Consider the following 21035-nt stretch of genomic DNA (forward strand, 5'->3'; position numbering starts at 1 on the left):
GCTAATTGCCCGAGCGAGGGCGGCGGTCAAGCGGGAAGGAATACAGGGATGCGGGGAATGTCGCGCACGGGTTGGCTGGTCGCGGCGGGGCTGCTCGGCCTGCTGGCCGCGATCCTGATCGCGATGGGGCGCCCGCCGATCTGCCCCTGCGGCACGATCAGCCTTTGGCACGGCACCGTCCAATCAAACCAGAACAGCCAGCAGATTTCGGACTGGTACAGCTTCAGCCATATCATCCACGGCTTCATCTTTTACGGCCTGTCGCGCTGGCTGATGCCGCGCGCGCCGCTGTGGGCCGCGCTCGCCGTAGCGATCGGGATCGAAGGCGCATGGGAGATATTGGAAAATTCGTCGGTTATCATCGACCGCTACCGCGAGGTCACCATGGCCTATGGCTATGCGGGCGATTCGGTACTCAATTCGGTCAGCGACGCCGGTTTCATGATCTTGGGATTTCTGGCCGCCAGCCGGATGCGCTGGTGGACGACCGTCACGCTCGCGCTCGCCTTCGAACTCTTCACCCTGTGGGCGATCCGCGACAATCTGACGCTCAACATACTCATGCTGGTCACACCGATCGAGGCGGTGAAGGAGTGGCAGGCGGGCGGATAGCGCTCGCTGCTCGGTGCACGCTGCTCAGTGGGTGGCGGGGCGCGGCGCCTTTTCGTCCACCGGAATCGCAGGCGGCAGGGCGTCGCCCAGATCCTGGCCGTCGGTGTGGACGATCCCCGCATAGGGATCGACGACGCCCTCCTGCGCGAGCGCGCTGTCGGCGCGATGCGCGGCCTCGGCGGCATGCCGCGCTTCGGCGCGGTCGGCCCATTTCTTGGTAAGATAGGCCGCCGCAGCGGTCGCGGCGAGCGCCGCATAGCGCTGCGGGAACATCCGCCGCGCGACGAACAGCGTCCCGGCGCCGATCACGGCGCCCGCCATCGTATGATTGCCTTTCCTGCGGCCGATCGCGCTCCCGATCACGCCGCCGATGATCCGTCCCATCATCTTCATATCCTTCCTCCCCCTATCAATCCCCGGCAGGCGATTCGGGTTCCGGGCCGAGCATGTGCCGCGGGTTGACGACGCGGTCGAAGGTCGCAGCGTCGACATAGCCGAGGTCGAGCGCCGCCGCGCGCAAGGTCGATCCCGTCTCATGCGCATGTTTGGCGATCTTCGCGGCCTTGTCATAGCCGATTTCGGGCGCCAGCGCCGTCACCAGCATCAGCGATCGGTCGACCAGTTCGGCAATGCGCGCGCGATTGGGCTCGATTCCCTCGACGCAGCGCACCGCAAAGCCTTCCATCCCCGTCGCGAGCAGATCGATCGAGCGCATCACATTGGCGCCGATCAGCGGCTTGAACACGTTTAGTTCAAGATGCCCCTGCATCCCGCCGACGGTTACCGCCTGATGATTGCCGATCACCTGCGCCGCCACCATCGTCAGCATTTCGCACTGGGTCGGATTGACCTTGCCCGGCATGATCGAGCTGCCGGGTTCGTTCGCTGGCAGGTCGATCTCGCCCAGGCCGGCGCGCGGCCCCGATCCCAGCAGGCGTATGTCGTTGGCGATCTTGGTCAGCGCGACTGCGAGCGTGTTGAGCCGGCCCGACAGATCAACCAGCACGTCGTGGCTCGCCAGCGCCTCGAACTTGTTGGGTGCGCTCTTGAAGCCAAGCCCGGTGATCGCCGCCAGTTCGGCCGCGATATCCTCGGCAAAACCCGCCGGGGCATTGAGCCCGGTGCCGACCGCGGTCCCGCCCTGCGCAAGCCGGGTGATGGCATGGTCGACCATCGGTTCGGTGCGCGTCCGGCACAGGCGGAGCTGCGCATAATAGCCCGAAAACTCCTGGCCCAGCGTCAGTGGAGTGGCGTCCTGCAAATGGGTGCGGCCGATCTTGACGATATCGTCCCACGCCTTCGCCTTCACAAGCAGCGCGTCCATCAAACGGTCGAGCGCGGGCATCAGCCGGTGCGTCATCGCCAGTGTCGCGGCGACATGCATCGCGGTCGGGAAGCTGTCGTTCGACGATTGGCTGCGGTTGACGTCGTCATTGGGATGCACGGGCGATTTGCCGCCGCGCTGGCCCGATAGCATCTCATTGGCGCGCCCGGCAATCACCTCGTTGACATTCATGTTCGACTGGGTGCCGCTGCCGGTCTGCCAGATGACGAGCGGGAACTGGTCGTCATGCTTCCCGTCGGCGACCTCGCGCGCCGCCGCTTCGATCGCGTCGGCCTTTTCGGCGGACAGGCCGCGCCGACGGTTCACCCGCGCCGCCGCCTGCTTGACCAGCGCGAGCGCATGAACGATCTCGATCGGCATCCGCTCGCGCGCGCCGAAAGGGAAATTCTCGATCGAACGCTGCGTCTGCGCGCCCCAATAGGCGTTCGCCGGGACCGCGATCTCGCCGATGCTGTCGCTCTCGATCCGCGTGCCGCTCATCCTATCAATATCCTCGTCACCGCCACCGCGCCGGCCCAGATCAGCGCGACCATGCCCAGAAACTGCCAATAGCCGCCTTCGCCAATCCGTCGCCGGAACCAGGCTGCGGCTGCCCAGACGATCAGCAGCGCCGGGGTCAGGATTAGCAGGCTGAAGCGCAGCAGCCCGTCGACGATCGCATCGCCGACGCCGCTTTCGAACCGGGCATAGCCCTCGACACCCCACCAGAAGGCGGCGGTCAACACCAGCATCCCTGCGAGTGCCCAATATTGCCAGAAGCGGCTGGGGGGCCAGTTGGGGCCCGCCATCCTATCGTTTCTTGCCGAAATCCACCGTCACGACATTCGATCCGTCCTCGACCGCAACATCGGGGCGGTCATTATCGGCTTCGTCATGCGGCTCGGGCTGCTCCAGCTCGTCTTCGCTGACCTGGAACTGCAGGCCGAAATCGACCGACGGATCGACGAAGGCGGTGATCGCGGCATAGGGGATCACCAGCGTCGAGGGCGTCTGGTTGAACGACAGGCCGACGCTGAAAAGATCCTCTTCGACCTTCAGGTCCCAGAAGCGGTTCTGGAGGACGATCGTCATTTCGTCGGGGAATTTGGCAACCAGATGCGCGGGGATCGATACACCCGGCGCCTGCGTCTTGAAGGTGATGTAGAAATGATGCTCGCCGGGCAGATGGTCCGATCCCTCGACTTGCGAGAGCACGCGGCCGACCACGGCGCGCAGCGCGTCCTGCACGATTTCGTCATAGGGAATCAGGCTGTCGCGAACGTCATCACTCATGGCGGTGGGGGATGAACGGACGACGGGCGCGGGTCAAGGGGGGTCTGTGGGGCAGAGTCGCCTTGCAACGCGAAAATTAGGCTCTAAGGGGCATGCCATGCGAACCGCCACCGTCCAGCGCACGACCAAGGAAACGGATATCGCGATCGCCGTCAACCTCGACGGCACCGGCGACTATTCGGTGTCCACCGGAATCGGTTTCCTCGACCATATGGTCGAACAATTGTCGCGCCATTCGCTGATCGACATTTCGATGACCGTGAAGGGCGATCTGCACATCGACCAGCATCATACGGTCGAGGACTCGGCGCTCGCGCTCGGCGAGGCCGTGGCGAAGGCGCTCGGCGACAAGCGCGGTATCGCCCGCTACGGCGAAGCCCATGCGCCGATGGATGAAACGCTGACTCGCTGCATCCTCGATATTTCGGGGCGCCCGCACTGCGTTTGGAAATCGGCCTTCTCGCAGCCGCGGCTCGGCGAGATGGATACCGAGCTGTTTCCGCACTGGTTTCACAGCTTTGCCCAGACCGCCGGGATCACGCTCCACATCGAAACGCTTTATGGCGAGAACAACCACCATATCGCGGAGAGCATGTACAAGGCGCTGGCCCGCGCGCTGCGTGCAGCCGTGGAGATCGATCCGCGCAAGGGCGACGCGATTCCGTCGACCAAGGGTGTCCTTTAGGGGCCGTCCATGAGCGCCATTGCCCTGATCGACTATGGCGCGGGCAATCTTCGCTCGGTGCATAATGCGCTCGTCGCGGCGGGCGCGGACGATGTTGTCGTCACCGCCGATCCCGATGTCGTGGGACAAGCCGACCGCATCGTGCTGCCGGGTGTGGGGGCCTTTGCCGCGTGCATGAACGGATTGGCGGCAATTCCCGGGCTGATCGAGGCGCTGGAGCAGCGCGTTCGCGGCGAGGGCGCGCCCTTCCTCGGCATCTGCGTCGGGATGCAATTGCTCGCCGACGCGGGTGAGGAGCATGGGCGGCACGAAGGGCTCGGCTGGATCGGCGGAACGGTGCGCGCCTTCACGCCGGCGCCGGGACTGCGCATCCCGCACATGGGCTGGAACGATGTCGTGCCAAGTTTCGCGCATCCGGTGCTGGCTGCGGGCGAGGCCTATTATCTGCACGGCTATCATTTCGCCGACGCGGCGCATGTCGCGGCGACGAGCAGTCACGGCGGCCCTTTCACCGCCGCGGTGGCGAAGGACAATATCGTCGGCGTGCAGTTTCACCCCGAAAAGAGCCAGGCCTATGGCCTCGCGACCCTCGAAAGATTCCTCGCATGGCGCCCCTGATCATCTTCCCCGCGATCGACCTCAAGGGCGGGCAGGTGGTGCGGCTCGCCGAAGGCGATATGGCGCGCGCAACCGTCTATGGCGACGATCCGGCGGCGCAGGCGCGGCTGTTCGCGGACGCGGGCGCCAGCCATTTGCACGTCGTCGATCTCGACGGCGCCTTCGCCGGTGAAAGCGTCAACGGCGCGGCGGTCGAAAGCATCGTCGCGGCCTTTCCGGGCAGGGTGCAGGTCGGCGGCGGTATCCGCGATCGCGCGGGCGTCGATCGCTGGCTCGCGCTCGGGGTAGAGCGCGTCATCATTGGCACCGCGGCGCTCAAAGACCCCGATTTCGTCAAATCGGCCGCGCGCGATCTTCCGGGCCGGATCATCGTCGGCGTCGATGCGCGCGATGGCATGGTCGCGACCGAAGGCTGGGCCGACGTCTCCGACGTGCGCGTCGAGGATCTGGCGCGGCGCTTCGAAGATGCCGGCGTTGCTGCGCTGCTGTTCACCGACGTCGGGCGCGACGGGCTGCTCAAGGGCTGCAACGTCGCCGCGACCGTGGCGCTGGCGCGCGCGGTCGCCATCCCGGTGATCGCGAGCGGCGGCGTTGCGGATATTGGCGACATCCATGCGCTGCGCCCGCGCGTCGCCGACGGGATCGAAGGCGTGATTACCGGCCGCGCGCTCTATGACGGCCGCCTCGACCTCGCCGAAGCGATCGCGGCGGGGCGGGCATGACCGTCCGCGTCCGCGTGATCCCGTGCCTCGACGTCGCTGATGGGCGCGTCGTGAAGGGCGTCAATTTCGTCGACCTGCGCGACGCCGGCGATCCGGTCGAAGCCGCGCGCGCCTATGACGCGGCGGGCGCCGACGAGCTTTGCTTCCTCGACATTTCCGCGAGCCACCAAGGGCGCGGCACGCTGCTCGACATGGTCGCACGCACCGCCGAAGTCTGCTTCATGCCGCTCACCGTCGGCGGCGGCGTGCGCAGCGCCGACGATGCGCGCGCGCTGCTCCTAGCGGGCGCCGACAAGGTCGCGGTGAACAGCGCCGCGGTGGCGCGCCCCGAACTTGTCGCCGACATCGCCGACCGTTTCGGCAGCCAGTGCGCGGTCGGCAGCATCGACGCGCGCCGCGTCGCAGACGGGCGGTGGGAAATCTTCACCCATGGCGGACGCACCCCGACGGGGATCGATGCACTTGCCCATGCGGTGCGCCTTGCCGAACTGGGCGCGGGCGAATTGCTCGTCACCAGCATGGACCGCGACGGGACCAAGGACGGCTATGACCTCGCGCTCACCCGCGCGATTGCCGATGCGGTGTCGGTACCGGTGATCGCATCGGGCGGTGTCGGCAATCTCGACCATCTGGTCGCCGGCGTGATCGAAGGCGGCGCGAGCGCGGTGCTCGCGGCCAGCATCTTCCATTTCGGCGAAGCGACGATCGCCGAGGCGCATGCGCGGCTCGCCGCCGCAGGGCTGCCGGTGCGCGCGCATTGATGTCCTGAAGGACTGGCGCTGAGGCCAAGCGGCTGCAATAGAAAGCCGATGACAGCCAAGCTCCGCCTCGCCGACCGTATCAACGACCTGCTTCCGATCCTCGGTTTCGGTACCGCGATCGCCAGCCTGGCGATACCGCTCAATCCCTTTTTGGTCGGGGTTATCCTCGCCGGGTCGGTGATCGCCGCGGTCCATCATGCCGAAGTCGTCGCGCACCGCGTCGGCGAACCCTTCGGGACGCTGATCCTCGCGCTGGCGGTGACGGTGATCGAGGTGGGGCTGATCCTGACACTGATGCAGGCCGAGCCCGAAAAGGCGGCGACGCTAGCGCGCGACACGGTGTTCGCGGCGGTAATGGTGATCATCAACCTGCTGATGGGGCTTTGTCTGCTCAGCGGCGCGATCCGCCATCATGAACAACGGTTCCAGCGCACCGGAATGGGCGCTGCGCTGGCGACGCTCACCGTGTTGACGGTGGTGACGCTGGTGCTCCCCAATTTCACCTCGAGCGCGCCGGGGCCGCGCTATTCGGCGACGCAACTCGGCTTCGTCGCGGTGGTGTCGCTCATCCTCTATGCAACCTTCGCGCTCGTCCAGACCGTGCGCCACCGCCATTATTTCCTGCCCGATGGCGAAGCGCAGGACGAACCCGACGCCCACGCCGCCCCGCCATCGGCGCAGCGGATGTGGCTGTCGCTCGCCCTGCTCGTCGCGTGCCTGTTCGGGGTCGTGCTGCTGGCGAAAGCGCTGTCTCCGGTGATCGGCGCGCTGCTCGCCGAAGCGGGCGCGCCGCCGGCGGTGCTCGGCGTTCTGATCGCGGCGCTGATCCTCGCCCCCGAAGGACTGGCAGCAGTACGCGCGGCAAAGGCCGATCGGCTGCAAACCAGCCTCAACCTTGCGCTCGGATCGGCGCTGGCGACGATTGGACTGACCATCCCGGCGGTCGCGATCCTGTCGATCGCCACCGACATGCCGATCAGCCTGGGCCTCGATGCCAAATCGACGGTGCTGTTGTTCCTGTCGCTGATCGTCGCGTCACAGACGCTGGCGAACGGGCGAACGACCGTGCTGCAGGGCACGATCCACCTGATGCTGTTCGCAATCTATCTGTTCACGACCTTCGTGCCGTAAGCGGTTCCGTCGCCCCCGCCTTCGCGGAGGTGACGATTTTGGCGGTCACGTCTTGCGAATGAACACCGTACCCGCCGAATAACCGGCGCCGAACGAACAGATCAGCCCAGTATCGCCGGCCTGCATATCTTCGTGGTTCAGGTGATAGGCGATGATCGACCCGGCGCTTGAGGTATTGCCATAGGTGTCGAGCACCGTCGGGCTTTCGTCGGCGCTTGCCTCATGCCCCAGCACCTTGTGCGCGATCAGGCGGTTCATATTGGTGTTCGCCTGATGCAGCCACAGACGGCGCATGTCGGCGCCTTGCAGGCCGAGTTTCTCCATTTCCTCGACGATCATGGCGGCAACCATCGGCACCACTTCCTTGAACACCTTGCGGCCTTCCTGGACGAACAGTTTGTCGGTCTTCGGTCCCGACTGGTCGATGGCGCCGTGGGCGCGGTTCAGAAAGCCGAAATTGTTGCGGATATTGTTGGAGAAAACGGTCTTCAGCCGCGTACCCAATATGTCCCAATGCCCCGCCGGCGCGATGGCCTTGTCCTCGACGAGAATCGCGGTGGCGACGTCGCCGAAGATGAAATGGCTGTCGCGGTCGCGCCAATTGAGGTGCCCCGAACAGATTTCAGGGTTCACGACCAGCACGCTCCTTGCATGCCCCGCACGAATATAGTCGGCCGCGGTCTGGATGCCAAAGGTCGCCGAGGAGCAGGCGACATTCATGTCGAAGGCAAAGCCGTCGATGCCCAAAGCCTGCTGAATCTCGATCGCCATTGCGGGATAGGCGCGCTGCATGTTCGACGCCGCGCACAGCACCGCATCGACGTCGGCGGCATCGCGGCCGGCGCGCGCCAGCGCGTCCTTTGCGGCCGCCACGCCGATCTCGGCGAGGATCGACAGCTCGTCATTGGTCCGCTCGGCAAGCCGCGGTGCCATATGCTCGGGGTCCAGGATGCCCGCCTTGTCGACGACGTAGCGCGATCCGATGCCGCTCGCCTTTTCGATGAAATCGACGCTCGATTCAGCGAGTTCGTCGATCTCGCCCGCTGCGATCGCCGCGGCATTTTCCCTATTGTGCAGCGCAACATACCGGTTAAAACTGGCGACAAGTTCTTCGTTGGTGATGCGTTCGGCGGGGGTGAAGAGGCCGGTGGCGGAAATGACCGGCTGCGGTGCGTGCGACATTGTTGTCCCTGCGTGTCTTATGGTCTGATGACACGCTGATTAGGCCCGGTCGCGGCGCGGCGCAACGCCCCACAAGCGAAGCTGAACGCGCGCCGACGTCATGGTTAACCGGCCACTAACCATTTCAGTGGCAGACTGTTCGATGCAAGCCTCCGGGGGGACGGCTCCCCGGGGTGCGCAAGCGGGAGCATGACCATGGCGACGCGTTCGGGACCGGCATCCGGCGATTTGTCCCTCGCCGAAATCAAGGAATTTGCGGGCTTCGCTGCAGGGACGCAGCGCTATATTCGCCGCTCGCTCGATATCGGGCTCGAGCGTGACGATGCAATCGAACGCTGGTCGCGCGACATGGTCGAAGAAGCGGCAATCCGCGTTCAAGCCCGCGTCTATCAGCGGCTATGCGACATTCGCACCCATATTCCGGAGGACAGCGGACTCGACGCGCTCGAAGGCTTCATGGCGCCGCTCGTCGCGGTATCGGCCTTCGATCTGGGGCAGGATCGCCTGCCCACCTTCGCCGCCTATCGCTTTCTCTATGAACGTCTGCTCGGCGCGCACGCGCGCCCATGGCTGCCCGGCGCCTTCTGCGCCGCGGCATCGCTGCCGCACCTGCACCCAGACAAGCGCAAGCTGCTGCTCCAGTCGATCAGCGAAGCCGCCGCCACCGCGCCCGGCTGGTCGGCGCGCGAACCGAGTTTCTATCCCGAATGGGTCGAAAAGATCGACGTGACGAAGCCGGCGAATTGAACGGCGCGGCCTATTCGCTGATCCACAGATTATGGCTGTCGATGCGCAGCCGGGTGATGTCGCGCAGCGCTTCGGTGCGGGCGATCGTTTCGGCCCGGAACGACGCGTGCGTCTGGCGCTCTCCGAGCAGGACGTCGGCGAGATCGATCGCATCCAGATCCTGCCCGCGGCGAAGCTTGGCGAGCGCCGCCATCTGCGCCGCGCGCGCCTGATCGGCGCGCTGCCACGCCGAATAAGCCGCGGCAGCGCGCGCGAGGTCGCCGTCGGCCATTTCCTGCACATCGAAGCGGACAGCGCTGAGCTGCGCCGCCGCGGCCTGCGCCTCGGACGCCGCGCGCGCCGCCATGGCGCCGCGGTGATTGCCGCCGATCGGGATCGTTACGGTCAGACCCGCGCCCCGTTCGGCGCCGCTGCGTTCGCTGAACAGCCGGAGGCCGACGGTGGGATCGGGAATCCGGTCCTGCCGCCCGCGTTCGGCGAGTGCACCAAAGCGCCGCGCCTCGGCATCGGCGGCAGCGATTTCGTGGCTGCGTTCGATGACCTGATCGCGCATCTGCGACGCCCCGGCTGAATCGAAGGTCGGCGTGGCGAGCGTCGGTGCCTCGGCGGGCAGGGCGATACCCGGAAATTGTGCGGCAAGCCGGGCCCGTGCCAGATCGGCGCGCCCCGCCGATTGGGCCGCGAGCAGGCGCGCCTCCGCCAGCGCGGCTTCGGCCTGATCGGCCTCAAGCTGCGGGGCGTCGCGCAGATCGACCCGTCGGCGCACGATCCGGACCAGCGTTGCATAATTTTCGACGCCCTGCGCATCGACGACGGCCTCGGCGTTGGCACCGACCCAGTCCCACCACAGCGCGTTGAGCAACAACGCGGCCTGATGCCGAGCATCTTCGAAATGATTGGTGGCGGCCTCGACGCCCAGCGCGCCGGCCTTGCGGTCCAGCCGCGCCTTGCCCGGCATACGAACCGGACGCGCGAGGATCGCGTCATATTCGTTGAAGCGCCCCTCGCGGTCGATGCTGCGGCTGACATAGCTGCCGGTGACGCTGAACTCATAGGGTCCGGCTTCGAGCGCGCGCTTCTCTGCCGCCGCGACATCGACACGGGCTCTCGCCGCAATGACCGAGGGGTGGGCGTCGAGCGCCTCGCGCACCACGGCTTCGGGCAACAGTCCCGGCTCGGCGGCGGCAGGCGACGTCAGGGCCAGACTGGCGGCAAGGAACAGAAGGCGGGTCATGCAGGGGCTCCGGCAGGATGATCCTGATCGCCCGCGCCGCGCTCGGCAGCGCTTTCGCCGAAGCGCTCGTACAGGATGGGCAGCAGGATGAGTGTGAGCAGCGTCGCCGTCACCAGTCCGCCGATGACGACGATGGCAAGTGGGCGCTGGATTTCCGACCCCGGACCGGACGCGAAGAGCAGCGGGACGAGGCCGAAGGCGGCGATGCTCGCGGTCATCAGCACCGGGCGCAGACGCCGCGCGGCGCCCTCGCGCACCGCCTGGTGCAGCGGGACGCCGCGTTCGCGCAGCTGACGGAAATAGCTGACCATGACGAGCCCGTTGAGCACCGCGATGCCGAGCAGCGCGATGAAGCCGACCGAGGCGGGAACCGACAGATATTCGCCCGATAGTGCGAGCGCGATCATCCCGCCCACCGCCGCAAAGGGTATGTTGACGAGGATCAGCGCCGCCGCGCGCAGCGAGCGCAGCGTCAGATAAAGAACGACGAAGATCATCAGCACCGCGATCGGCAGCACGATCATCAGGCGTGCGGCCGCCCGCTGCTGATTCTCGAACTGGCCGCCCCAGACGATACGATAGCCGGGCGGCAGTTTCACATGCTTGCCGATATCCGCCTTAGCCTCCTCGACGTAGCCGACAAGGTCGCGGCCGCTGACGAAGGCCTGCACGAGCGCGAAGCGAGATCCATTTTCATGTTCGAGCTTCACCGGCCCCGCGACCTGTGCGATCGCCGCGACATCGCTGGTGCGAAGAAGAGTCCCGGCGGGGGTGCGATAGAGACGGTCGGTGTAGCTTTGCGCGTCCATGCCGTCGCCGCCTTCGCCGCGAATAACCACGGGAATCCGGCGCGCGCCTTCGGCGATCGTGCCGGCGCGGACGCCCTCGACATCGGCGCGCATCATGTCCTGCAGCATGTCGACGGGCATTCCCGCCCGCCCTGCGGCCATACGATCGATGTCGATCTGCAGATAATCGACGCTGTCGTTGGCGACCGTCATCGCCTCGCTCGTCCCGCGGATCGTTTCGAGCCGGCCCTGGATCGCGCCCGCGAGCCGCGCCAGTTCCTTAAGGTCGGGGCCGAACAATTTGATCGCCAGATCGCCGCGCGCACCGGTGAGCATTTCGGAAACGCGCATCTCGATCGGCTGGGTGAAGCTGGGATCGATCCCCGGAAAATCGGCGAGCACGGCCCGAATCCGGTCGTTGAGCCAATCCTTGTCGGCAACGCGCCATTCGGACCGCGGCTTCAGCTTAAGAAAGCTGTCGGTTTCATTGGGGCTCATCGGGTCGAGGCCGAGCTCGTCGCTGCCGACGCGCGCGATCACACTGGTAACTTCGGGCACCTGTTCGAGGATTGCGCGCTGCACCTTCATGTCGCCCGCGGCGCTATGCTCGATATTGATGCTTGGCAGCTTGGTGAGCTGAACGATCGTCGACCCCTCGTCCATCGTCGGCAGAAAGGTCTTGCCCGTCACCGTATAAGCGACCCCGGCGAGCAGCAGGCCGATCGCGGAAATCCCGGCGACGGTCCGGCGGTGGGCAAAGGCCCATTCGAGCGCCCGCGCGTGACGCGGCGCCAGGAAACGCATCAGGCGCGGTTCGCGGTGGCCGTCCTGCTGCTTCAGGATGAAATAGGCGAGCACCGGCACCAGCGTCAGCGACAGGACCAGCGCCGAAAGCAGCGCGAGCACGATGGTCAGCGCGACGGGCGCGAACAGCTTGCCCTCCAGCCCCTCGAGCGTGAGCAGCGGCAGGAACACGAGCGCGATGATGAGGAGCCCCGAGGCGACCGGCATCGCGACTTCGGACGCGGCGACGAACACAGCATGCAACTTGCCCATCCGGCGATGCCTGGGATCGGACAAGCGCTCGACGACATTTTCGACGACGACAACGGCGCCGTCGACCAATATGCCGACCGCGATGGCAAGCCCGCCGAGGCTCATCAGATTGGCGGTGAGTCCGATCGCCCGCATGAAGATGAAGGTCAGCAGCGCCGCCATCGGCAGAGCGAGTGCGACGATGACCGACGCGCGGACATCGCCCAGAAACAGGAGTAGCAGGATGACGACGAGGATCGTCGCTTCGATCAGCGCCTTCTCGACCGTCCCGACCGCGCGTTCGATGAGGTCGGACCGGTCGTAGAAGACGTCGACGCGCATCCCGCGCGGCAGGCTGGGCTGGATTTCCGCGAGCCGCGCCTTGACCCCGTCGACGACCTTCGACGCGTCGGCGCCGCGCAGCGCGATGATCAGCCCCTCGACCGCCTCGCCCTTGCCGTCCTTCGTGACGGCGCCATAGCGCGTCAGATGCCCGGCGCGCACCGCCGCGACGTCGCCGACGCGCACGATACCGCCATCCCGCGAGCGCACCACGACCGAGGCGAGATCGTCGAGCGTGCGGATAGCGCCGACCGAGCGCACGATCAGCGCTTCGTCGCCGATCTTGAGCCGACCGGCTCCGTCGTTGCGATTGCTCGCCTCGATCGTCGCCCGCAGATCCTCGACGCTCAGCCCCGCCGCCGCCAGCGCGCCATTGTCCGGGCGCACCTCGAAGGTTTCGGCGAAGCCGCCGAGCGCGTTGACATCGGCAACGCCGGGAACGGTGCGCAGCGCCGGGCGGATGATCCAGTCGAGTACCCGCCGCTTTTCGGTCAGATCCTGTGGCCCTTCGAGCGTGAACATATACATGTCGGACAGCGGGGTAGAGATCGGCGCCATCCCGCCCTCGACCGTCGCCGGCAGGTCGCCCGCGACATTCGACAGCCGCTCGGCGACCTGGCTGCGCGCCCAATAGATGTCGGTGCCGTCCTTGAAATCGATCGTGATGTCGGCGATCGCATATTTGGCTACCGAGCGCAGGTTCGCCTGATCGGGGATGCCCAGCATCTCCATCTCGATCGGCGTGATGACGCGGCTCTCGACCTCCTCGGGGGTCATTCCCGGCGCCTTCAGGATGATCTTGACCTGCGTCGAGCTGATGTCCGGAAAGGCATCGATCGGCAGATTGGCGAAGGACCAGGCCCCGATGCCGCCCAGCAGCAGCGCGGCACCGATGACGGCAAGGCGCAGCGCGAGCGCCTTTTCGACGAGTTTGCCGAGCATCCTATTCGCCGCCCAGCACGGCCTTGAGTTCGGCGATTGCCGAGGTTGCGACGCGTTCGCCGGGCTTCAGTCCGGCGGTTATCGTCACGCTGGCGCCGACGCGGCTGGCGACGGTGACGGGGCGCAGCGCGAATCCGTCCGCCCCCTTCACGAAAACCGCATCCCTGTCGCCGACCCGTGTCAGCGCGGCGGAAGGGATGCTCGCACCGGCGACGGGCTGAACGCCGCCGAGGATCGCGACGACCGACTTGCCGCTGACTAGTGCGGGCGCGGCGTCGAGGCGCGCCTTTGCCGTCAGCGCGCGCGTCGTAGGGTCGATCGAGCCGCCGACCGCGATGACGCGGCCCGTGGCGGGCGCGGTGCCGGGCATTCGGACTTCGACGGGGGTGCCCGGATGAACGGCGCCCGCGAGCCGTTCGGGGATTTGCAGATCGAGCATCAGCCGCGCCGTGTTTTCGACGATGAACGGCGCGCTGAGGCCACCCACCGGACCGCCCGCCTGCACATTGACGGCTGCGATCCGGCCGCCGATCGGCGCGCGCAGCGTCATCATACCGCTGCCGTCGGCATTGGCCTGCGCGAGAATGCGGCGGTTTTCGGCGACATTGACCTCAGCCTCGCGCAGCGCGGCGCGCGCCTCGTCGGCGCGGGCGCCCGCGACAATGCCTTCCTTGGCGAGCTGGCCGGTGCGGCCCGCGGCGGCGCGCGCAACTTCCAGCTGCGCCTGCGCGCGCGCCAGCGCCGCGCCATATTGGACAGGCTCGGCGGCGCGGATGCTGGCGAGCGGCTGACCGGCCGTTACCGCCTCGCCCTCGACAACAAACAGCCGTACTGCGATCCCGTCGAATGGCGCGGTCACCGCGACCCGCGCATCGGGGGGCAGCGATACGGTCGCAGGGACCGCGCCAAGCTCGGCACTGCTGGCGGCCGCCGCGACTGCGGTCGCGATGCCGAGCTTCTCGATCTGTCGGGCGGTCAGCTTGCCCGGCGCGATGGCCGTTTCGCCGCCGTCGGGCGCAGGCGGGGGCGCCTCCTTCGACCACCAGAGGGTTGCGGCCCCCGCCGCAAGGGCGAGCGCGGTCGATGCGGCGATAAGGGCTTTCCTGTCCATGGCTGCCGTCTGCCAAGCGAGTCTGACGCCAGCCTGACATTTTGTCAGTGTCGCGTCAGGCAATTGCGCTAGGACCATCACACCGGGATGAAGACGATGAGATCATCCCTACAAGGACAAGATGCCGATGCGCGTATTGCTGGTCGAAGACGATCCCGAACTGCGCCGCCGCCTGACCGAGCGGCTGGTGGCGGCGGGGATTGCCGTCGACAGCGCCGCGTCGGCGGGCGACGCCCGCGACTGGCCCGACATCGACATGCTGGGCGCGGTGATCCTCGATCTGGGACTGCCCGACGGCGACGGGATCGATGTGCTGCGCTACTGGCGCGGCGCCGCGCGGACGGTGCCGATCCTGATCCTGACCGCGCGGGGCAACTGGCGTGAAAAGGTCGAGGGGCTGAACAGCGGCGCCGATGATTTCATCGTCAAGCCGGTGCGGTTCGAAGAGCTGCTGGCGCGGCTGCATGCGCTGTGGCGGCGTGGACGCGGGCGCGGCAGCAACGCGCTGACGGTCGGCCCGCTTTCGCTCGACCCCGTCGCGTCCACCGCGACGCTGCACGGCGAAGCGCTGACGCTCAGTCGCAAGGAGTTCGCGCTGCTGCACCTCTTCATGCGGCGTCCCGAACATATCTTGTCGCAAGCCGACATCCTCGATCAGCTTTACGCACTCGAAGCCGAGCGCGACCGCAACGCGGTGGAGGCGCATATCAGCCGGCTGCGCCGCAAGATCGGACGCGACGCTATTCGCACCGTGCGCGGCCTGGGATATCGGCTCGAATTGTGACCCGACTCTTTTCCAGCCTGCGCGCGCGCTTTCTGGCCGCCATCCTGATCTGGGTGGCGCTGGGCATCGGCGCGTTGTGGTTTTCGTCGGTGCGGCTGTTCAGCAGCCATGTCGAACAGCAATATCATGAAGAGCTGGAGGTTCATGTCCGCGAGCTCGCCGAGCTGACCGTGCTCGATGCGGCGGGCAACCCCCGCCTGTCGCGGCCGCTGTCCGATCCGCGCTATGCGGTGCCGCTGTCCGGATTTTACTGGCAGATCGGGCGCCCCGGCTATCGCTCGCTGAAGTCGCCCTCTATGACGCGCGGCGCGCTCGACGAGGATGTCGCGCACAGCCCGGACATCCTGCACCGCGTCGAAAACGGCCCAACGGGGCCCACGATCACCTATGGCTTCGAGCGCGCCGTGCCGGGCGGCGCCCCGCTGCATTTCGTCATCGCCACCGACGAGCGCCTGCTGCGCGCCGTAATCGCGAGCTTTACCCGCGAGCTCAGTCTGTGGCTCAGCCTGCTCGCGCTCGCGCTTCTGGCAAGCGGCCTTGCGATCATCACGCTCGGCTTCCGGCCGTTCAACCGGCTGGCCGCGCGGATCGCGGCGCTGCGCCGCGGGCAGGCCGATCACATCGAGGGGTTGTTTCCTGACGAAATCCGCCAGCTCGTCGATCCGTTGAACAGCTATCTGGCGCGCAACGCCGAGATCGTGGAACGCGGGCGTGTCGCCGCGGGCGCGCTGGCGCACTCGCTGCGCACCCCGCTCGCCGTCGTCACCGACGAGGCCGAACGGCTTCAACAGCGCGGCACCGAAAGCGCTGCGGCCGACGTCTTCCTGTCCGAAAGCGAGACAATGCAGCGCCAGATCGACTATCATCTGTCGCGCGTCCGGTCGGGCGGGTCGCATGCGGGGGTGGTCGGCGGCGTGCGGCTCGCCGCGATCCTGCCGCCGCTGATCGCCGCGATGGAACGCTGCCATCCGGGCAAGCGCTTCGCGGCGACCGCCGCGGCGCTCGATCCCGCTGCCCCTTCGCTTCCCATGGATGCCGAGGATCTGAGCGAGATATTGTCGAACCTGCTCGACAATGCCGGAAAATGGGCGCGATCGGGCATCACGATCGACTATCGTTTCGCCGGCGCCGCGCGCCGCATTGCCATTACCGACGACGGGCCGGGCGTTCCGCCCGATCAGCGCGATGCTATGTTCGGCATCGGCGCGCGCGGCGCTGGCCCCGGCGCCGGATCGGGCCTTGGCCTTGCCATCGCGCGCGATGTGGCGCGCGACTATGGGGGCGATGTAGCGCTCGATCGCGCACCGTCGGGCGGCACGGTCGCTACGCTCCGCATCGGCGATTGGCCCGGGGGCGACATGTAACGAACGACTGTCCGGCGGCCGTCCCTTTTCTTTCGCCGCCGTTTCGCCGATCAGATTGCGCAAAGGGGGCGCTTCGGGAGCCAAAAGGAAATTGACTTGGATGTGACCAAATCGCCGCGACCATATCGCGCAGCCCGGCGGCCACGCCGATGACGATTTCGCTCGGGCCGCTCGCGCTTGCCGCCGACCGCCTGCTCGCGGTCGCGCTGGTCTGGCTGTTTCTGGCGGGCGGCAGCCTGATCGCGGCGCGCGGCGATATGCGCGCGGCGACAGCGAGCTGGATCGCCGTCATCGTGGGGCTGCTCGTGGCGCGCGCCGCCTATGTGGTGCGCCACGCCGATGCCTATGCACCCGAACCCTGGTCGATCCTTGCGGTCTGGCAGGGTGGTTTCCTGCCCTGGGCCGGGATCGCTGCGGCGGGGGTGGCGGTGGCCGTCTGGCTCCGCCGCTCGCGCTCGACAGCGCTGTTGCTTGGCGTGCTCGCCGGGCTGGCGGCGGTTCATGCGGTCGCGGCGCCGGCGCTCGAACCCGCGCCGCGCCCGCTCGCGCGGGGGCTGATGCTCACCGACATGGAGGGGGGCGCGATCGCGCTCGATACGCTGCGCGGGAAGCCGATGGTCATCAACCTGTGGGCGACATGGTGCCCGCCGTGCCAGCGCGAACTGCCGATGCTCGCCGAGGTTGCGGCGACATCGCGCGTGCCCATCCTGCTGGTCAATCAGGGGCAGGACAGCGCGACCGTCGCCGCCTATCTGGCCGAGCGCAAGGTGACGGGCACGCACGTCTATCTCGACCATAGCGGGCGGACGGGCGATGCCGCGGGCGGGCTAGTGCTGCCGACGACCCTGTTCGTCGATGCCAAGGGCCGGATTGTCCGCCGTCACAGCGGCGAAATATCGCGCGCCGCACTCGCCGACGGGCTGGCGCTGATCGCGCGGCGCTAAGGCTCAGGCGGCGGTCACCAGCCAGGCGCGCGCGCCGAGGCGAACCCCCGCTTCGGGATCATGATGCTCGCCATAGACGCGCTCCAGATCGGCGCGCGCCACTGCCATCACATCGGCGCCCGCCTCGCTCAGCACGCGCGCAGCGGACATCGATCCGAGCGCAAAGTCGGCGGCCTCCGCCGGGGTGCGCCCCGGCCCGCCGATCGCCTGATCGCCGCGCCAGTCGTCGATGTCGACCTGGGCAAAGCCGGCATCGGCGAGCAGGCCGCGCAGATAGTCGATATCCTCGAAGGCGAAGGGCCCCGGAGCGCGCGGCGTCGCGGGCGGTACGTCGACGTGCGCGCGGATCACCCCCATCACCGCCATCATCCAGACATTGTCGCGTGGCGGTCCCCAGACCGCGAGGTCGAAGCGCGCGCCGGGCACGAGCTGCGTTCGCAAGTGGCGAAAGGCGGCGACGGGATCGGTGAAAAACATGCTGCCGAAACGCGAGACGAGCCGGTCATAAGGTGCTGCCGGCAGCACCGCGCTCGCCGCATCGCCGCAGAAAAAGCGCAGCGCGGGAAAGTCGGCGCCGGCCCGCGCGCGCGCCGCGACGATCAGGTCGGGCGAGATGTCGAGCCCGAGCACTGCTCCCCGCGGTCCGACGCGCGCCGCGATCGCGCGGCTCGTCGCGCCGCCCCCGCACCCCAGATCGACGATGCGCTCGCCCGCCGCGATCGCTGCGCGATCGAGCAGCGCGGTGCCGATCGGTTCCAGCATCGCTTCGAAATGGTCGACATTGCGCAACCAGCGCTGCCCCATCTCGCCCGACCAGTCGTCCGCGAACACCGATGTCTTGTCGCCCGTCATCGCCGCCTCCCGTCGCATCGATCGCGCCTGCCTCCCGCAAGCCCCGCGCGGCGTCAAGCGATGATCCGCGCCGCGCAGACATTTATTAGCCTTTCCGCGCTATTCGCGCAGGCGAGAGGGGCAGAATTTGCTGCATGCGCATTTCTTCAAGCGCGCCGACCGACACGCGCAAATGGCGCCGCCGCATTCGGCGCGCGCGATCGATCTTGCGCGCTGGGACGGCAGCGCCTGGCTGGCCGAAGAATGGCGCGCGCTCGAACCCCATGGCCGCTGGCCGACCCAGAGTCACGCCTTCGCCGCCGCGCTGACCCCGTTGATCGAAGGGCAGCGCCGCAAGCTGCTCGGACTGCGCGCCGGCCGCACGATTTCGGCGCTCCTGCCGCTGTGCCGCGACGCGGGCGCGATCGGCCGCTGGCGCATCGCGGGATCGCGCGAACTGTTCGAGCCGGGCGATCTGCTTGCGGCGCGGCCCGATGATGCCGCCCCGATCGCGGGCGCGCTCGCGCGGTTGCACCAGCCGCTCTCCTTCGACCGGATTTCCGCCGACTCGCCGCTGCTGCCGGCGCTGCGCCGCGCGATGCACGGGCGCGGCCTGCTGTCGGTGCGCCCGGCGATGCCCTGCCCGCTGATCGTGCTCGACGAAAGCTGGCGCGATCCCGAAAGCCACTTCAATTCGGGCCGCCGGTCCGATTTCCGGCGCGCGGCCCGGCGCGCCGAGGCGCTGGGGCCGGTCACGTTCGAGACGCTGGCGCCGGGCCTGCAGGATTTCGACGCGCTGTTCGACGAAGCGATCGGGGTCGAGGCGAAGAGCTGGAAGCTGGAGGCGGGAAGCGCGATCGCGGTCGACCGCCGCCGCGAGACCTTCTTCCGCCGCTTTTTTCGCGATGCCGCCGCCGAGGGCCGGTTCCGGCTGTCCTTCATGCGGATCGGCGGCGAAGCGGTGGCGATGCAATTGGCGCTGGTCAGCGACGATCGATACTGGCTGTTCAAGATTGGCCACGACGACCGCTTCGGCAAATGCTCGCCGGGGACGCTGCTGATGCTCCACACGCTGCGCTGGGCGGCGGGCGAGGGCCTGCGCAGCTACGAACTGCTCGGCGAGGCCGAGGGCTGGATCACCCGCTTCTGGACGCAGGAACAGCGCGCGTGCGTGCGCGTGCGCACCTATCCGGCAAGCGTGTCGGGGGCGCTGGCGCTCGCCGCCGACGGCGCCCATTGGGTGTGGCAACGCCTGGTCCGGCGCAGCACATGAAGGATAGGCCGCTCTGGCGCTGGCTGCGCGCGCGGCGCTATGCACTGCCGCAGCAGGCGGGCAGCTGGCTTCCGGTTCCCGACGCCGCGGCGGGCTCACGGGTCGCCCGGCGGCTGTCGCGCGGCGGTATCGCGGTGACGATCGGCTATTTTCAGGGCGATGCCGATGACGCCGACGCCATCGTGGCTGCTTACGGCCGGATCGCCGCCACTCCGCTGCCGCCGGGAAGCTATTTGTCGGTCAAGGCGCCGCCGCTGGGCTTTTGTCCGCAGCGGCTGCGCCGGATTGCCGAGGTGGGCGCGGCCGCGGGGCTGCCGGTGCTGCTTGATGCCCATGCCCCCGCCGATGCCGACGCGACATTGGATGCGCTTGCCGCCCTGCTGCCCGACTTTCCGGACAGCGGCATCGCCTTGCCCGCGCGCTGGCGGCGCAGCGCCGCAGATGCCGCGCGCCTGTCCGGGACATCGGCGCGTATCCGGGTGGTGAAGGGCGAATGGGCCGATCCGCTTTGCGATGCGGCGGATGGCGATGCCGCCTATCGGACGCTGATCGACGCTCTCGCCGGGCGCGCGGCACCCGTAGCGGTGGCGACGCACAAGCCTGCGCTGGCTGCTGCCGCGCTCGACCGGTTGCTTGCGGCGGGAACCCCGTGCGAGCTTGAACAATTGCGCGGGCTGCCCGGGCGCCGCACCCTCGTCGCCGCGCGGACGCGCGGGGTCGGCACGCGCCTCTACGTCCCGCTCGGTCCCGGCTGGTGGCCCTATGCGATCAACAAGGCGCTTGCGCGGCCGCATCTGCCCTTATGGTATCTGCGCGACCGGATCGGGCTTGCCGATCGCTGAAACAAAATGGGGCGGCCCGTTTCGGTGCCGCCCCAGTTGTGCGTCCGTCCGGGGAGAGGGAGAGAGGACGGACCGGAGATGGTGTCGTGGCTTATTCGATCAGCGCGATGCAACCTGGCTGTCGGTCGCTTCATCGACGCCGGCAACCTTGAGCGCGGCGCGGAACTGCTTGGCGGCGGCGCGTTCGTTGCCCGCTTCGCACAGCTTCTTGCCGGTGGCGACGAAGCGCTTCGCGCTGGCCTGCTTGCCACCCTGGGCGCTGTCGGCGGCGGTGTTCGCCTGGTCGGCAAGGCCGGTGCAGCGATAATCGGCGCTGCCCTGCGCATAGGCCGGCGACGTCGAAGCGATCAGGCCGCCGAAGGCGAGCGCCGAACCGGCGACGATCGCGAAAGCGGTGGGAAAGCGGCGAAAAGAGGAGAACTGATTGGTCATGGGAGAGGTTTCCTTTCGTTTCGTTGTGCAACCTTTTT

Annotated in this window: 22 protein-coding genes; 12 read left to right on the forward strand and 10 right to left on the reverse strand. The window is 67.7% G+C overall.

What is annotated here, in order from left to right; genetic code table 11:
- Nucleotides 1-57: 57 nt before the first annotated feature.
- Complete coding sequence (locus P1IM2_RS04880; protein ID WP_186401594.1) at nucleotides 58-612, forward strand: DUF2585 domain-containing protein; 555 nt, start codon at nucleotides 58-60, stop codon at nucleotides 610-612.
- A gap of 24 nt (nucleotides 613-636) precedes the next feature.
- Here the strand turns inward: P1IM2_RS04880 and P1IM2_RS04885 are convergent, their stop codons facing one another.
- From P1IM2_RS04885 to P1IM2_RS04900, 4 genes are read right to left on the reverse strand one after another with little or no spacing between them, the layout of a single operon-like run.
- The gene (locus tag P1IM2_RS04885; RefSeq protein ID WP_254535719.1) at nucleotides 637-999 is read right to left on the reverse strand and encodes a hypothetical protein; all 363 of its coding nucleotides are present in this window, start codon (nucleotides 997-999) and stop codon (nucleotides 637-639) included.
- Nucleotides 1000-1021: 22 nt separating this feature from the next.
- Nucleotides 1022-2437, reverse strand: coding sequence for a class II fumarate hydratase (gene fumC, locus P1IM2_RS04890; protein ID WP_186401596.1), 1416 nt, complete (start codon nucleotides 2435-2437; stop codon nucleotides 1022-1024).
- On the reverse strand, nucleotides 2434-2745 hold the full coding sequence (locus P1IM2_RS04895; RefSeq protein ID WP_062901557.1) for a hypothetical protein: 312 nt from the start codon (nucleotides 2743-2745) through the stop codon (nucleotides 2434-2436). The genes fumC and P1IM2_RS04895 overlap by 4 nt, the downstream gene beginning before the upstream one ends.
- A 1-nt stretch (nucleotide 2746) precedes the next feature.
- The gene (locus tag P1IM2_RS04900) at nucleotides 2747-3229 is read right to left on the reverse strand and encodes an SspB family protein (protein WP_062901558.1); all 483 of its coding nucleotides are present in this window, start codon (nucleotides 3227-3229) and stop codon (nucleotides 2747-2749) included.
- A 97-nt stretch (nucleotides 3230-3326) separates the two neighbouring features.
- Between P1IM2_RS04900 and hisB the strand changes: the two genes are divergently transcribed.
- Genes hisB through P1IM2_RS04925 form a run of 5 tightly spaced genes read left to right on the forward strand, consistent with a single transcriptional unit; the run spans nucleotide 3327 to nucleotide 7146 of the window.
- Nucleotides 3327-3914 carry an imidazoleglycerol-phosphate dehydratase HisB gene (gene hisB, locus P1IM2_RS04905; RefSeq protein WP_003041798.1) on the forward strand — a complete coding sequence of 196 codons (588 nt, stop codon included), beginning with the start codon at nucleotides 3327-3329 and terminating at the stop codon, nucleotides 3912-3914.
- Between the two features lie 9 nt (nucleotides 3915-3923).
- Nucleotides 3924-4532: an imidazole glycerol phosphate synthase subunit HisH gene (hisH, locus tag P1IM2_RS04910; RefSeq protein WP_186401597.1), complete on the forward strand. Its 609-nt coding sequence runs from the start codon at nucleotides 3924-3926 to the stop codon at nucleotides 4530-4532.
- A complete protein-coding gene (hisA, locus tag P1IM2_RS04915; RefSeq protein WP_062901560.1) occupies nucleotides 4520-5254 on the forward strand; it encodes a 1-(5-phosphoribosyl)-5-[(5-phosphoribosylamino)methylideneamino]imidazole-4-carboxamide isomerase in 735 nt (244 codons plus the stop codon). The genes hisH and hisA overlap by 13 nt, the downstream gene beginning before the upstream one ends.
- Complete coding sequence (gene hisF, locus P1IM2_RS04920) at nucleotides 5251-6015, forward strand: imidazole glycerol phosphate synthase subunit HisF (protein WP_186401598.1); 765 nt, start codon at nucleotides 5251-5253, stop codon at nucleotides 6013-6015. Before hisA ends, hisF begins: the two co-directional genes overlap by 4 nt.
- Before the next feature lie 48 nt (nucleotides 6016-6063).
- The gene (locus P1IM2_RS04925) at nucleotides 6064-7146 is read left to right on the forward strand and encodes a calcium:proton antiporter (protein ID WP_062901561.1); all 1083 of its coding nucleotides are present in this window, start codon (nucleotides 6064-6066) and stop codon (nucleotides 7144-7146) included.
- A 45-nt stretch (nucleotides 7147-7191) separates the two neighbouring features.
- Here the strand turns inward: P1IM2_RS04925 and P1IM2_RS04930 are convergent, their stop codons facing one another.
- Complete coding sequence (locus P1IM2_RS04930; RefSeq protein ID WP_186401599.1) at nucleotides 7192-8328, reverse strand: beta-ketoacyl-ACP synthase III; 1137 nt, start codon at nucleotides 8326-8328, stop codon at nucleotides 7192-7194.
- A gap of 195 nt (nucleotides 8329-8523) precedes the next feature.
- Here P1IM2_RS04930 and P1IM2_RS04935 point away from each other — a divergent pair, with 195 nt between their 5' ends.
- Nucleotides 8524-9075: a hypothetical protein gene (locus P1IM2_RS04935; RefSeq protein WP_062901563.1), complete on the forward strand. Its 552-nt coding sequence runs from the start codon at nucleotides 8524-8526 to the stop codon at nucleotides 9073-9075.
- Between the two features lie 10 nt (nucleotides 9076-9085).
- Here the strand turns inward: P1IM2_RS04935 and P1IM2_RS04940 are convergent, their stop codons facing one another.
- From P1IM2_RS04940 to P1IM2_RS04950, 3 genes are read right to left on the reverse strand one after another with little or no spacing between them, the layout of a single operon-like run.
- Complete coding sequence (locus tag P1IM2_RS04940; protein WP_062901564.1) at nucleotides 9086-10309, reverse strand: TolC family protein; 1224 nt, start codon at nucleotides 10307-10309, stop codon at nucleotides 9086-9088.
- Nucleotides 10306-13416, reverse strand: coding sequence for an efflux RND transporter permease subunit (locus tag P1IM2_RS04945; protein ID WP_186401600.1), 3111 nt, complete (start codon nucleotides 13414-13416; stop codon nucleotides 10306-10308). The genes P1IM2_RS04940 and P1IM2_RS04945 overlap by 4 nt, the downstream gene beginning before the upstream one ends.
- Nucleotide 13417: 1 nt before the next feature.
- A complete protein-coding gene (locus P1IM2_RS04950) occupies nucleotides 13418-14527 on the reverse strand; it encodes an efflux RND transporter periplasmic adaptor subunit (RefSeq protein WP_186401601.1) in 1110 nt (369 codons plus the stop codon).
- Nucleotides 14528-14654: 127 nt separating this feature from the next.
- Between P1IM2_RS04950 and P1IM2_RS04955 the strand changes: the two genes are divergently transcribed.
- From P1IM2_RS04955 to P1IM2_RS04965, 3 genes are all read left to right on the forward strand, one after another.
- Nucleotides 14655-15311, forward strand: a complete 657-nt coding sequence (locus P1IM2_RS04955; protein ID WP_062903088.1) for a response regulator transcription factor — start codon at nucleotides 14655-14657, stop codon at nucleotides 15309-15311.
- On the forward strand, nucleotides 15308-16675 hold the full coding sequence (locus P1IM2_RS04960) for a sensor histidine kinase (protein ID WP_186401602.1): 1368 nt from the start codon (nucleotides 15308-15310) through the stop codon (nucleotides 16673-16675). Before P1IM2_RS04955 ends, P1IM2_RS04960 begins: the two co-directional genes overlap by 4 nt.
- 149 nt (nucleotides 16676-16824) lie before the next feature.
- A complete protein-coding gene (locus P1IM2_RS04965; RefSeq protein WP_186401603.1) occupies nucleotides 16825-17619 on the forward strand; it encodes a TlpA disulfide reductase family protein in 795 nt (264 codons plus the stop codon).
- Between the two features lie 3 nt (nucleotides 17620-17622).
- Here P1IM2_RS04965 and P1IM2_RS04970 read toward each other — a convergent pair whose 3' ends face one another.
- A complete protein-coding gene (locus P1IM2_RS04970) occupies nucleotides 17623-18471 on the reverse strand; it encodes a class I SAM-dependent methyltransferase (protein WP_260833909.1) in 849 nt (282 codons plus the stop codon).
- A 172-nt stretch (nucleotides 18472-18643) separates the two neighbouring features.
- Between P1IM2_RS04970 and P1IM2_RS04975 the strand changes: the two genes are divergently transcribed.
- Both P1IM2_RS04975 and P1IM2_RS04980 read left to right on the forward strand, forming a co-directional pair.
- Nucleotides 18644-19723, forward strand: coding sequence for a GNAT family N-acetyltransferase (locus P1IM2_RS04975; protein WP_260833910.1), 1080 nt, complete (start codon nucleotides 18644-18646; stop codon nucleotides 19721-19723).
- On the forward strand, nucleotides 19720-20565 hold the full coding sequence (locus P1IM2_RS04980; RefSeq protein ID WP_186401606.1) for a proline dehydrogenase: 846 nt from the start codon (nucleotides 19720-19722) through the stop codon (nucleotides 20563-20565). Before P1IM2_RS04975 ends, P1IM2_RS04980 begins: the two co-directional genes overlap by 4 nt.
- Nucleotides 20566-20664: 99 nt before the next feature.
- Here P1IM2_RS04980 and P1IM2_RS04985 read toward each other — a convergent pair whose 3' ends face one another.
- Nucleotides 20665-20997, reverse strand: coding sequence for a hypothetical protein (locus P1IM2_RS04985; RefSeq protein ID WP_186401607.1), 333 nt, complete (start codon nucleotides 20995-20997; stop codon nucleotides 20665-20667).
- Nucleotides 20998-21035: the final 38 nt, after the last annotated feature.

The organism is Sphingopyxis sp. P1IMeth2, from assembly GCF_900185685.1.
Lineage (GTDB): Bacteria > Pseudomonadota > Alphaproteobacteria > Sphingomonadales > Sphingomonadaceae > Sphingopyxis > Sphingopyxis terrae_A.